This is a genomic window from Trinickia sp. (assembly GCF_051953955.1).
GTDB lineage: Bacteria > Pseudomonadota > Gammaproteobacteria > Burkholderiales > Burkholderiaceae > Trinickia.
Map to the genome: position 1 here is coordinate 17,046 of NZ_JBQCIF010000086.1, position 12,379 is coordinate 29,424.

General features: G+C 62.0%; 9 protein-coding genes. 1 reads left to right on the forward strand and 8 read right to left on the reverse strand.

The window, feature by feature from the left end; all coding sequences use genetic code 11:
* Window positions 1–10: 10 nt before the first annotated feature.
* From ACTHNZ_RS16525 to ACTHNZ_RS16545, 5 genes are all read right to left on the reverse strand, one after another.
* Complete coding sequence (locus ACTHNZ_RS16525; RefSeq protein WP_440543614.1) at window positions 11–1,702, reverse strand: NfrA family protein; 1,692 nt, start codon at window positions 1,700–1,702, stop codon at window positions 11–13.
* Entirely contained in the window at window positions 1,702–3,657 is a 1,956-nt protein-coding gene (locus tag ACTHNZ_RS16530) for a glycosyl transferase family protein (RefSeq protein ID WP_440543615.1), read from the reverse strand. The genes ACTHNZ_RS16525 and ACTHNZ_RS16530 overlap by 1 nt, the downstream gene beginning before the upstream one ends.
* Before the next feature lie 96 nt (window positions 3,658–3,753).
* Window positions 3,754–4,968, reverse strand: coding sequence for a non-hydrolyzing UDP-N-acetylglucosamine 2-epimerase (wecB, locus tag ACTHNZ_RS16535; protein ID WP_440543616.1), 1,215 nt, complete (start codon window positions 4,966–4,968; stop codon window positions 3,754–3,756).
* A gap of 236 nt (window positions 4,969–5,204) precedes the next feature.
* A complete protein-coding gene (locus ACTHNZ_RS16540) occupies window positions 5,205–6,848 on the reverse strand; it encodes a DUF2334 domain-containing protein (RefSeq protein ID WP_440543617.1) in 1,644 nt (547 codons plus the stop codon).
* 11 nt (window positions 6,849–6,859) lie between these two features.
* Window positions 6,860–7,174, reverse strand: coding sequence for a hypothetical protein (locus ACTHNZ_RS16545; RefSeq protein ID WP_440543618.1), 315 nt, complete (start codon window positions 7,172–7,174; stop codon window positions 6,860–6,862).
* Window positions 7,175–7,555: 381 nt separating this feature from the next.
* On the opposite strand from ACTHNZ_RS16545, the gene ACTHNZ_RS16550 reads away from it, so the two are divergent.
* Window positions 7,556–9,016 carry an MFS transporter gene (locus ACTHNZ_RS16550; protein WP_440543619.1) on the forward strand — a complete coding sequence of 487 codons (1,461 nt, stop codon included), beginning with the start codon at window positions 7,556–7,558 and terminating at the stop codon, window positions 9,014–9,016.
* A gap of 91 nt (window positions 9,017–9,107) precedes the next feature.
* Here the strand turns inward: ACTHNZ_RS16550 and ACTHNZ_RS16555 are convergent, their stop codons facing one another.
* The 3 genes from ACTHNZ_RS16555 to ACTHNZ_RS16565 all read right to left on the reverse strand — a co-directional run bounded on the left by ACTHNZ_RS16555 (window position 9,108) and on the right by ACTHNZ_RS16565 (window position 11,533).
* The gene (locus ACTHNZ_RS16555) at window positions 9,108–9,380 is read right to left on the reverse strand and encodes a hypothetical protein (protein WP_440543620.1); all 273 of its coding nucleotides are present in this window, start codon (window positions 9,378–9,380) and stop codon (window positions 9,108–9,110) included.
* Between the two features lie 135 nt (window positions 9,381–9,515).
* On the reverse strand, window positions 9,516–9,944 hold the full coding sequence (locus ACTHNZ_RS16560; RefSeq protein ID WP_440543621.1) for a DoxX family protein: 429 nt from the start codon (window positions 9,942–9,944) through the stop codon (window positions 9,516–9,518).
* Window positions 9,945–10,081: 137 nt separating this feature from the next.
* Window positions 10,082–11,533, reverse strand: a complete 1,452-nt coding sequence (locus ACTHNZ_RS16565; RefSeq protein WP_440543622.1) for a sigma 54-interacting transcriptional regulator — start codon at window positions 11,531–11,533, stop codon at window positions 10,082–10,084.
* Window positions 11,534–12,379: the final 846 nt, after the last annotated feature.

The following is a 12,379-nucleotide window of genomic DNA, read 5'->3' on the forward strand; positions in this document are numbered from 1 at the left end:
TCCCTTCCCGTCAGTACCACAGCGTCAATTGCGCGACGACGCCGCGTGCTCGCGCGGCCGACGTCAGCGGGAACCGGTACTGGACCGTCAGATCGGCCCAGCTCGCCGGTGCGGCGTAACGGCTTTCGCGGAACCAGAATCGGAACTGTACGCCAGGCCCGATACCGATCGCCGTCTGCTTCGTCTCCTTGCTGTCGCGGTCGAACACCACGGCGACGTGCGGGTAAACCGTTAGGTGATCGCTGATCGAAGGCAGGGACCAAGTGTGTCCGTATCGAAACTCTGAATACAAAATGTAACGGCCTTGGTGAACGAAATAGTCGGCCTCCGCGTACAGTTGCCAGCTGCGCCAGCTCGGCTCGGTCACGCGCATGTCGGTGCCCGCCTCCGAGGAATAGCCGAGACGTGCGAGCCAATCGTTTTGGGATCGGCTTCCCAAGCGCACGAGACGCTCGGCGCTCAGCACGAGGTTTTGATCCACGAGCGGCTTATAGCGCGCGCCGACCGAACCTTGCAACGTCGGCAGACCCGTTACGTTGCCCGATCCGTCATAGGCCGTCCCATAGCCGCGCACGAAGAATTGCAGAATGCGGCCGTTGCGATAGCCGATCTTCGGCGGCTGCCAATACGCTTCGATACCGGGCTGCAGGACGTCCACCGTGCCTTGATACGAGAACGCCGACACCTGATACGGCAAGCTGACGACGAAGCCCCACGTCCGCTCGAGCTGCTCGACCTCTCGGCGATAACCGAAGCGCCGTTGCTCGTCGAATGCATGTTCATGGTCGTCGGCATCGAGGCTCGTTTTGAAGAGCTGCACGGCCTGCTCGTTATCGCCGATACGCTTCGCCGCATAGCCTGCGTCGGCATAGTTGCCCGCTTTGCCGCCGCCCAATGCGAAGCCCTTCTGAAATTGAGCGAGCGCTTGATCGTCCTTATTTTCGCGCAGCAGATCGTAGGCCTGCTGCAGCGTCTTCTGGGCTTGCTCGTCGCGCGGATCGGGCGGTGTCTGCTTGGCGTACTCGATCAACGCCGCCGCGCTCTTCTTATCGTCGTCGCTCACCGCGTGCTCTTGCGCCAGTTGCGCCGCCGCCAGCGCTCCAAGGCGATCGCCGTTGCGCAACCGCCATTGCGCAACACGAAGTTGCACGGCGACGTCGGGCTCGTTCTCGATCGGCGCCAGCGCCTTGGCCGCTTCATCCGGCTCATGCGCCATCAACGCGCTGTCGGCCCATGCGAGCCGCAAATTGCGCTGCTGTGCCTCATCCCAGCTTCCCTTATCGAGCGCCGCCGAAAAGTCGGTCGCGGCCTCGCCGTAGCGCTGCTGCCTTTGCTCGAGGAAGCCGTGTTGCGCAAGGACGTTGCCGTCGTCGGGATGACGCGCGAGCAACATGTTCGCCTGTTTGTCGGCCTCGTCTATCTTGCCCTCGCGCAAATAGACGTCCAACAGCAGCAACCCCAACCGCAAGCTCGACGGCTGCACTTTCACTGCCCGCGAAGCATAATCCTCCGCGCCCGGCAAATCGCCAGCGGCAATGGCCTTGTACGCCGCATCGGCCAGCCGATAGGCGCGCGGCGTCAACTTTTCCGGTTGCGCCCAGGCCATCGTCACGTGCAGTGCCAGCACCGCGACAGCTGCGAGCCCGCTTCTACGCACGATCAACGGCAGGCGCCCCGATCGCTTGGATCGTGCGCGTTTCATCAAGACTCCCCCGAGTGAGCCGGCGGCGCACCACGGCGCGTCGGCAATGCCTCATCGTTGCCGCGATCGAAATCGGAACGCCGCGTCTGACGCGCGAGCGACGCCGCGATTTCGGCGTCGCTCGCGACGAAGTACGCAACGTTGCACCCCGTCGCACGCTTGATCGTCTCCCTCTCGTCTTCGGTGAGGGGACTGCCGACGGCGACGTTCAACGTTCCGTCGTCCGCCAGCGAAAACGGAACGGCTCGATAGGCACGCTGCAATTCCTGCGTGAACGCCGCATTGAAATGTCCTACCGCGAGGTTGGCTAGACTCACGCGCGGCAACTCGGCTTGCTCCGCGAGCGCATCGGCAAGCGTCTCGTGACTGACCGCATCGCATTCGAGCAGCAACTCCCCAAGCCGCTTGCCGCATTCTGCTTGTCGCGTGAGGCATGCTTCGATTTGCGCGACGGTGGCCACGCCCCACTCGACCAGAATTTCTCCGAGCTTGCTCCGCGTTTTGCCGAGTTGGTCGTTCGATAAGTAGGTATGGCTCGTCTTGTCCCACGCGATCGGCTTGCCCGTGATCAGGTGGTTGACGAAGATGCGCCACGCCCGGCAAACCGCCAAGAAATTGATGAGGTTGTTGACGAACATGCGCGGCAGCGACATCGCGCCTTGCAGTACACCGTTCAGCTTCGCGACGAAGTAGAAGCGCTCGCCGAGCCGAAGCGCGAGCATCACCGTATTGACCGCAAGCAACGGCGCAAGCGTTCCGCTCACGAGCCCCGCATGCGTTGCACCGGGGGGCGCGATTCCGGCCGCACGCAGCGCCACTACCGTCAAGTAGTTGATCAATACCGCGTACGCTACGATCGAGACGATCGACGTGACCATCCCTTTGCGATCGCGAAAGAACATGTACCGGTCGCGCCAACTCCCGCGCCAGCCGAGTTGCTGCCAGCCCTGGAACGAAATGCCGAGGATCCAACGTGCGCGTTGCCGATAGGCCGTGCGCAGCGTGCTCGGAAAGTACTCGCGCGTGGCCAGCAAGTTGCGGGCATTCTTCACGCGCTGTCGATGCCGACGCACTTGCTCGCGCACGGCATCGGCAATCGGAAATCGCGCGAACATCTCTTTCATGCCGAGCTCGCGCAGACGAAAGCTGAAGTCGTAGTCCTCCGTCAGCGTCGACGTATTGAATGGCTTGCCGCCCCGTTCCTCGGATACGGCCTCGATCGCACGGCGGCTGTAGCACGACGCTACTCCGGCGCCCGGCACGATGCCCGTCAGCATCTGGCGCGACGGAATATCCTTTTGGTGAGTCTCGCTGAAGTCATCCATGTACGTGCCGGCCACGAACTCGTTCCATTTTCGCGGCAACGAGAGCACCGGCAGTTGCACGAGATCGTGGTCTGCGATCGCATAGTTGAAATACTTCAACTCGATGGGATGAATCACGTCCTCGCAATCGTGCATGATCACGCCGGCGAATTCGATGTGATGTATCGATTCGTATCGGCGTATGGCGCCGATGATCCAGTTCAGACAATCGGCCTTGCAGGTCGGCCCGTCGTTGAGCACCGTTGCGCGCACGACGCGGCCCGGGTGGCGCCGCACCATCCGCTCGACTTCAGCCGTGGTTTCCGCGTCGTTGTGGTAAGTGCCCGCAAAGATGATGTAGCGCGTGTACTCCATCGTCGCCAGCGTGTTGTCGATCATCTTGGCGATGACGTCGTACTCCTTCCACGCGGGCACCATGATCGCGAGATATTGCTCGTCGAGGTCGCGCAGCGCCTGCGCATCGACGCTCTCGTTCGATTTGCCAAGCAACAAACGCTTCAGTTGGTGCAACCAGTAATACGCGTCGAGGAAAAGATCGTCCAACGTGCTGACGAAGATGATGAACGCCGTCGCCACGGCGACGGCGTCAAGACCGTTCAGATACGAACCCCAAACAGATATGTCGTGCATTTCGATCGGCCGATTGTGTGATCATCGCGCTGACATCGTGCGATGAAGATCGGCCGATCACCGTTCGTCGTCCCACACTGATGGTGATCGCGTCGCTCATGCCGAACGTAGTGCTTGCAGCCCCGAAGCGATCGCGTTGTGCAACGGCACCGCTGCCGGTGCCGTTGCGCTCATCGACGAGAACGTTGCCGGCACCGTCAGCAGCGCATCGACGATTCGCTCGCTCGCATGGCCATCGCCATAGGGGTTGTTCGCATGTGCCATTGCAACGTATTGACTGCGGTCGTCGAGCAAGCCTCGCACTTCCGACACGATGCGATCCGTATCGGTGCCGACGAGCCGGGCGGTGCCGGCCCGCACGGCTTCGGGCCGCTCCGTCGTCTCGCGCGTGACGAGCACCGGCTTGCCGAGCGCAGGCGCCTCCTCTTGAATGCCGCCCGAATCGGTGATGATCAGGTAGGCCTTCGACATCAGATAGACGAACGGCAGGTAGTCCTGAGGATCGATCAAGTGGACGTTGGGCTGATCGCTCAGAATCGCGTTGACGGGCGTCCGGACATTCGGGTTCAGGTGAACCGGGTAGACGAGCTGCACGTCGTCGTGGCTGAGCGCGATTTGCCGCAAGGCTTCGCAAAAATGCTTGAACGGCTCGCCGAAGCTCTCGCGCCGATGCCCGGTGACGAGGATCAAACGGCGAGAAGGATCGAGAAACGGATAGCGCGCGGCGATCGAACCGGCGAGCGACGCATCGTGATCGAGCTTGCGTTTGACCTGCAGCAGCGCATCGATCACGGTATTTCCGGTCAGCACCACCTGCGAGCCCGGCGCGCCCTCGCTGAACAGATTGTGCTTCGCTTGCTCCGTGGGAGCAAAGAGCCAAGACGAAACGGCGTCGGTGACGCGCCGGTTCAGCTCCTCCGGCCAAGGCGACCAAACGTTGCCCGTGCGCAGCCCGGCCTCGACGTGCCCGACCGGAATGTAGCGATAGAACGCCGCGAGGCTAGCGGCAAGCGTCGTCGTCGTATCGCCGTGCACGAGCACCGCGTCGGGCTGCCAATCGTCATAGACCGTCCCGATCGACTGCAAAATGCCCGAGGTCAGATCGCCGAGCGTCTGCCCTTCGCGCATAAGATCGAGATCGTAGTCGGGAACGATGTCGAACAGTTGCAGCACCTGATCGAGCATTTGACGATGCTGCGCGGTCACGCATACACGCGCCTCGACGTCTTCTTCGTCGGCCAGCGCCTTGACGAGCGGTGCCATCTTGATCGCCTCGGGCCGCGTACCGAATACGGTTAAAACCTTCTTCATTGTGTTCCCCGTGGATTGGGAAAATGCCGTTCGCTAACGGGTAACCCGCAGGTTGACCGGTTGCTTGCCGCTCGCTTGCAAAATACTTGCAACGCTCCGACAGTAAAAGAACGGCACTTGGAGTGTCTGTGGGAGTCACCTCACTTGCTGCCGCTCGACGAGCGGCCGAAAGTGCGGTGCGAGCGTGCTCGCGTCACGCACGCACCATCGATGTCGAGTCCTCCTTCAATCCTCCTTCACTTGGCCGTCGTGGCATCGACCCACGTATAGCCGAGGTTCGTGATCCCCGAAACGAGGCTCTTGAAGTCGCTCATCGCGGGCACGTTCAGATCGGGCTCGAGCCAATACGGGTGGAAGAAGAGCGATGCGAAACCGTCCCGCACGACGAGCGCGTACTGCGCATTCGTCACCATCTGCTGCCACGTATAGGCGACACACGAGAACGGATCGATATTGCAGATGTTGTATTGAATGCTGCCGAGGTTCTCGGGAACGATGCGCTCCCCGTAGTAGTCCTTATTGATGATGTACGGGAAGAATTGGCCGGCCGAAAAATCCTGGTTGGCCGCACCGGTGCCGATCTGCGGGTTCGTGGCCGTGTAGTAGACGGCTCGTTGGTACGACGTCGTGAACTGGGCCGCCGCCGCTTGCGAGGCGAGCGGTGACATCTGATATTGCGGAGCACCCCAGCCCGCCACCTTGAATCCGTTGCTCGTGAACTCCTGCACGCCCTCCTGCATCCGCCCTTGAGCCCACTGCTCGGAGTCCTCGTCGACCGGCCGGTTCTGCACCGCATACCAGAACTCGTAGTCGTTGCCCGATACGGCGTTCTGTACGTTCGGCGTCGAATCGTACTGGTGCGTGTAGCCGTGCACGACGATCGAGCCGCCGTGCGCGACCCCATAGGTGAGCGCCGACTTCAAACCCGTTGCGGCCGACAGGTGAATCGTCTCGGGTACGCCGCCGTTGTAGTAGCCGTTCGGATCCGTATAGAGCGGGATCGTGGCCATCGTGAACGGAATATGCAGACCGTAGAGGTAGTTGGCCAGCGTCTTGACCGAGCTCGTCGTCGTGTAGGCATCGAGGTCTTCCAGCCGCACGAGCGCACGATGGTTGACCGGTGCGCCGGTTTTGAGGATGTCGTGCAGCATGTCGCAGATCACGAGATAGCGATCCGTCGGCCCGATGTACGAAAACGGCATGTCGGCGAAATACCACAGGTTGCCCGAGCGAATCACGTAAGGCGCCGTCGCTCCCGTCTTGCTGTTCTTGATCGTGACGAGCGATTGGGCCAGCGCTGCGTTGGCAACCGAAGTCAAGCCGACGTCCGGATCGGCGCTCACGGTACCCGACGAAGCATCGTACGCGTAGTACTTCACCATCGACATATTCTTGTAGGTGACCGTGTCGTAGAAGCCGGGATTCGGATTGCTGGACGAAGGCGCCGCGTTCATTCCCGCCAACCCGAGAAAATTGATGCCGTAGGTCTGCGTGAACGTATAAGCCGTATTCCACGCGATTTCCCACAGGTTGTACTTGAACCAGACCACGGTGTTTTTCGCGGTCATCACGTCGCTCATGAACGCCGTGGGCAGCGGGTTGTTGTAGTAGTCGCCGATATAGAACGTCGCCGTCGTGTTGTTGATCTGTCCCGCCGTATAGTTCTGCACGGGCTCGATCGTGACGGTCGTGTTGAAATGCCCGAGCAAGTTACGCAGCATGATCGCGTACATCAATCCTAGTTTCGAAAACGGATCATTCTGCGGGTTGTCGTAGAGAATCAGCGTGCTCGCCGTGGTCGCTTGCGCACGCGCCGTCGCGGGCACCATCAGTTGTGCGAAGCCGGCCAGCATGGCCAAGATGAGGATGAGCTTTTTCATGTCGGGTCTCCCTAGTCGCGTTCGACCGTGCCGCCTACGCGCTTGACGGTGTTCTGCTTGAACTTGGGCCGGCCGGTTTCCTTATAGGCGTCTTGCCAATCCTTTTTCGACATGCCGGGTTGGATTTGAACGTTTCCTGAGCCGGACGGCAGGGCCGGAACCTTGAAACTCTTGGCGGGATTGACCGCCTTGCCACCGTTTGCATTCGCGCTTTGCGCGTTGGCTTTGCTTGGCGCGAAACTGCTCGAAAGCGCAACGGTAAGCAAGGCTGCAATCACCAATGGGACGAATTGGCGACGGCGAGGGGAAGTATCGCGACGAGGCATAGCCGGCTCCTTGTGCTCATCGACTTTCGGTCTGAGCGAAGGTTTTGGACGTGCAGCCGCCCGCCGGGATGTCCGGGGCGAACATCTCGGGAGGCATTCTCAGGTTTGATCAGCACGGGACGGATAAGGCGATGGGGGCCGCACTCGATCCGTTTCCTTGCGTTGCCAGCATGCACGCTTAAGCGGGTTCCCGCGCTATCAAATCGAAGGAAAGTGTAAGGAGGCGCACACTGGTTTCGGCCGCGGAGTGATAGCGCAGTTGATATGTTGATAATTTCTTATTTCGAATTCGGCGCGGCACGGTCGTTGCGGACTGCACCGGAATCGACATTTCGTCGCAGCACGAAACATCGACGCGCGCACATTGCTAGCATCACCTGCATGAACTCGAACCGCCACTCCCCCACTTTCACGCCCGCTGTCGCGCGCGTGCTCGCCACCGTCAGCGTGGCATTCGTCGTCACTCAACTCGACGTGACGATCGTCAACATCGCGTTGCCGAACGTCGGCTCGCAATTGCATGCGCCCGTCTCGGTTCTGCAGTGGATCGTCGATGCATACACGCTCGCATTCGCCGTCTTGATGTTGTCGGCAGGCGTGCTCGGCGATCGCTTCGGAGCGCGCCGCCTGTTCGCCGTGGGCCTCGTCCTGTTCGCCGTGTCCTCGCTCGCCTGCGGCCTCGCGCCGAATCCCGCGGCGCTCGTTGCGGCTCGCGCCGCGCAAGGCATCAGCGCCAGCGCGATGCTGCCCAATTCCCTCGCGTTGCTCAATCGCGCTTGCAGTCACGACCCGAACTTACGCGCGCGTGCCGTGGGCCTATGGACCGCCTCTGGAGCGGTCTCGATTGCGGCGGGGCCCGTGCTCGGCGGCATGCTCATCGCGGCGTGGGGTTGGCGCAGCATCTTTCTCGTCAACGTGCCGCTCTGCTTGCTGGGCCTGGCGGCAACGTTCGCATGGATACCGCATCGCGATGACGACGCGGCTCATGCGGCGCAGCGTTGTGAGCGGCCCGCGGGCATCGATTTGCCAGGCCAGTGCATCGCGATCGTGGCACTGACCGCGTTCACGGGCGCCGTCATCGAGATGCGCCCGCTCGGGGTCGGCCATCCGCTGATCGTCGGCGCGCTCGCCGCCTCGGTGCTTGCGGCGGTAGCCTTCCTAGCCGTGGAAGCACGCAGCCGCTCGCCGATGGTGCCGCTTGCGCTGTGGCGCGACAGGACGTTCAGCGCGGCGGTGGTCTTCGGCATCTGCGTGAACATGGCCTATTACGGCACCGTTTTCGTCCTGAGCCTGTTCATGCAGCGCGTGCGCGGCGAGACAGCGCTGCAGGCGGGCCTCGCCTTCCTTCCGCTCACCGGAGGCTTCCTCGTGTCGAACGTCGCGAGCGGCTGGGTCGTCGCACGCTACGGCCCGCGCCGCCCGATGATGATCGGCGCCGGCGTCGGCGCGCTCGGCTATGCGCTACTGCATTTCACGCAGGCCGATACCCCGCTCGCCGCCATGCTCCTTCCGTTCCTTCTGATTCCGGCCGGCATGGGGCTCGCCGTCCCCGCCATGACGACGGCCGTGCTGGCGTCCGTCGAGCACAAGCGGGCCGGCACGGCATCGGCGCTGCTCAATACCGCGCGGCAAGCGGGCGGTGCGGTCGGGGTCGCCGCGTTCGGCGCGCTCGCGAGCGGTGCCGACGCGGCCTCCGTCGTCTCGGGCATGCGGATATCGGCCGCAATCGCAGCGGCGCTGCTCGTGGCGGGGCTGTTGCTCGCCGGCCTCGTTCATCCGGCGGCGCACGTTCGGCAGCGTGTCGGCAACGGCAACGAAGCGGCGCGCGAAAACGCGGGGTAAGCACGACGCGCGGCTGTCGCAGAGATCAACTCGCGCAGCCGCGGCTCAGGAAATGGATCGAAGAACGTATCGGGAGATGCATCGGCGGGCGCTACAGCGTCGCGTTCTGAATGGCGCCCGTATCGAGTGCGCGCTCGATCAGTCCTTCGTCGAGCGCCTTTTTGATGGCGTCGGAGATCAGTTGCTCCGGGGGAACCATCTCTGCCTTCAGGGATCCGATCAATCCCGTCGTTTCGAATACGACTAGCGTTTCGGCGGAATCGTCACGGCTGATGATGACGCGCTGCTTTGACTCGCCTTCGCCGAGGCTGGCGCAAAAGCGCATGGTGCGTCCGTTTATTTGCTGATCGAAGCTTTGAATCATCCGCAGGCCCTCCTTCTCGCGCACGTGCATCCTAGTCCCATGTTGTAAGCAAGGACCGTGCGTGCCAGCCGAGGCCCGCTGCGAACCGGCCCCGCCAGAGCCGGTTCGCACCCCCGCCATCGGCCTTCGCAGACCCTAGAGCGAAGGCCGCCGCGGCGCCCGCGCCGCATCGACGCTGGCGCCGCCCGCGCCCGTCACCATGAGCAGCAGGAAGCCGCCCGCCAATCCCACGTTTTTCCAAAAATGAATCACCATGTCGTGCTGAAGCGCGGCATTCGTGACATTCCAGAAGTCGTGACCCAACACGGCCGTGGCGACTGTATAGACGGCCATGACGAGCCCGAGCGGCCGAATCAGAAAACCGATGACGAGGAAAATGCCGCCGATCACTTCGATGGCGGTGGCGATCGGTGCCGCGATAGGCACGAACGGCACGCCCTTTGCCTGTAGGTACCCGACAAAGGCGCCATAGCCGAGCAGCTTCATGACGCCCGACCACAGAAACAACACCGACAGCGCTAAACGTGCAACGAGAATGATGACCGAATCGGCGGCACGCGTCATGTAGCTGATCCTCCTAGTCCGCGAAAGGAATCGCGCGCCTCGCCGGCGCACGGACGTCGAAGGTCAGGATATGCGCTACGGCCCGGTTTTCCAAGCGGTCGGGCCAAGTCGCGACGAGCGGCCACCTGCCGCTAGCGCTACGGCGCGATTTGCTCGATGCCGTGCCGGGCCCTCGAATCGCCGCTCCCGCCGCATTCGGCGCCGCCGCGCGAATGGCGCTGCGAGGGCGATTCGTCACGCAGCCCGCTCGAATTGAGGAGCCGATACAACGTCGCGCGCGAAATGCCGAGTTCGATCGCGGCATTCGATAGGCTGTAGGCATGGCGCACGAGCGCCTCGCGCACGGCGGCGCGCTCGGCTTCGCAGCGGATTTCCGCGAGCGTGCGGCCGGCCTTGCTTGCCATGCCCGGCAACCCCAGGTCCTGCGCGGTGATGAACCGCCCCTCGGCCATGACGACTGCACGGCGCACGCAATTGATCAACTCGCGCACGTTGCCGGGCCAGCTGTAGTTGAACATTGCCGAAACCGCATCGCTCGAGAACCCGCGGATCTTGCGCGCGCCGTCGCGGCGATAGAGTTCCAGCGCGTGCTGGGCGAGCAGCTTGATGTCGCCGCCGCGCTCGCGCAGCGGCGGCTCGTCGAGTCGCAGCACGCACAGCCGGTGGTAAAGGTCCATCCGGAAGCGGCCCTCCGCGATCGCTGCCATGAGATCGACGTGGGTAGCCGATACGATGCGAGCGTCGACCTTGATCGGCCCCGTTCCGCCGAGCCGTTCGATCGTGCCTTCCTGCAGAAAGCGCAGCAGCACTGCCTGGCATTCGTGCGGCATGTCGCCGATTTCGTCGAGAAACAGCGTACCGCCAGCCGCAGCTTCGATGCGGCCGATTTTCCTTTGCAGCGCCCCTGTGAATGCACCGCGTTCATGGCCGAACAGTTCCGATTGCAGCAAGGACGGGGGAATCGCCGCGCAATTGATTGCGACGAAGGGTTCCTTCGCGCGCGCCGAGCGGTCGTGGATGGCTCGCGCCGTCAATTCCTTGCCCGTGCCCGATTCGCCCGCGATGAATACTGGCGCTTCGTTGCGCGCGCACTTATCGACGCCCCGATTGAGCTGCTGCATGGCCTCGCATTGCCCGATCATCGTGCTCGTGCTTTTCGCGACCACCGGCTTTTCGTGGCTTGCCGTATCGCGCAGTGCCCAGAGTCCGTCGGCATGCCCCATCAGGATCGTCAGACGCTCGTCGTTGCACGGCAGCGTCACGAAATCGAAACAGAAGTCGAGAATGAAGCGGCGCACGTTCGGATTTTCCGCCTGCCCCGGCCGCACTTCCGCAATCCAGGCGACGTCGCTCTGCGAAATGCACGACTCCAGTTCGGCCAATTGCTGCACGCTGCAGTCGACCGGCAATTGCACGAGGCCGACGTGAATGACGCCGCGCTCGACGGTCCGCTGCACCTGTTGCTGCGTCTTCGCATGGACGACATGCCAACCCGCGGCCACGAGCCGGTCGACGCTCTCGGTGTCCGGGTTCAGCGAAACGAGAAGAACGGTCCGTTCCGCGTGCGACGAATCAAAAACAGTGCTCATGTTGTGTTGCCCCCGTATCGATACGCGAGTTGCCTCATGCAGGCTATCTCGTCGAATCGAAGCCATTTTTGATTTCGATCAGTATCGGTGCGACATGGCGTCTCGCATCGGACATCACCATCGAAACCGCGTAGGCACGTCGTCTCCCGCGACGTTGCCAGCCACCACGCATCGACATGCATTCGCTACGACACTCGGCTGTCTCCGGCCGAGTTGCCGCACCGAAATGCACATCCCCACCTCGGAATCTCTCCTAAAGCGTCATGCGTGATTCAGCTGCGCTTAATTTCGTTATGCAATGCAACATAGACTCGAACCTTACGAAATACTATAGGAAAAAACGCCATCGGGCCGAATACCGAGTCGCAGTAGTTTTTACCGTCTTGTGTGGGGTTCCGCCCACTTCTTTTGCAGATTAGAGCCTGCGCATCGTCCCCGCTTGCAGCCGAACGCGGTCTCAGGAATGCGACAGACCGGGCGCAAACGTTTTACATGACTGAAGTGATGGAATCTTTTCAACTTTCTGGTATCGCCTGAACAATCGAATCACCCTGCGGGGTAGCCGTCGCTGCGCTGCGGCATAGCCGGACGCACGAAAATAAACGCTCGTTCTATTTTTGATATAACGACCACTGATCTTCTGATTGCCGGCAAGAGCGTTTCATAAACGCAGCATTTCGCCGAATCGAAACCAAAGCAATTGCTTTTCCGGACGGAAAGCCACTCGTCTACTATCGGGTTTCGAAACATCGGCGGCCTTGCCTTTTAGGCGTCGCGGTCGGTGGGGCAAAGGTCGCGGCGCGCTGCTCGACGGCTTTGCCGTCCTGCGTGGTTAGCCGCTAGGCT